Genomic DNA, 512 nt, shown 5'->3' with positions numbered 1-512 from the left:
GGCCGCCTGACCTTCACCACCGAGCTGAAGGACGCCATCCACGGCGCCGACGCCGTCTTCCTCGCCGTCGGCACGCCGACGCGCCGCGGCGATGGCCATGCCGACCTCACCTACGTCTTCGCCGCCGCCGAGCAGGTGGCCCGCGCCGCCGAAGGCCCGCTGGTGCTGGTGACGAAATCCACCGTCCCCGTCGGCACCGGCCGCCAGATCGAGAAGATCGTGCGCGAGGCGCGGCCGGACGTGCAGATCGACGTCGCCTCCAACCCCGAGTTCCTGCGCGAAGGCAACGCCATCGGCGACTTCATGCGCCCCGACCGCGTCGTCATCGGCGTGGAGAGCGAGCGCGCCCTGGCCGTGCTGAAGCGCCTGTACCGCCCGCTCTACCTGATCGAGACCCCGGTGGTCGCGACCAGCATCGAGACGGCGGAGCTGACCAAGTACGCCGCCAACGCCTTCCTGGCCGTCAAGATCACCTTCATCAACCAGATGGCGGATCTGTGCGAGAAGGCCGG

Annotated in this window: 1 pseudogene; it reads left to right on the top strand. The window is 69.9% G+C overall.

Annotated elements, in window-relative coordinates:
* A pseudogene (locus tag IBL26_RS25495) lies at window positions 1-512 on the top strand (UDP-glucose/GDP-mannose dehydrogenase family protein); the annotation flags it as partial.

It is taken from the genome of Teichococcus aerophilus (genome assembly GCF_014490485.1).
In the GTDB taxonomy this organism is placed as follows: domain Bacteria; phylum Pseudomonadota; class Alphaproteobacteria; order Acetobacterales; family Acetobacteraceae; genus Pseudoroseomonas; species Pseudoroseomonas aerophila.
Note: the sequence above shows the minus strand (reverse complement) of the source record. Positions and strands in the feature narration are given on the sequence as shown.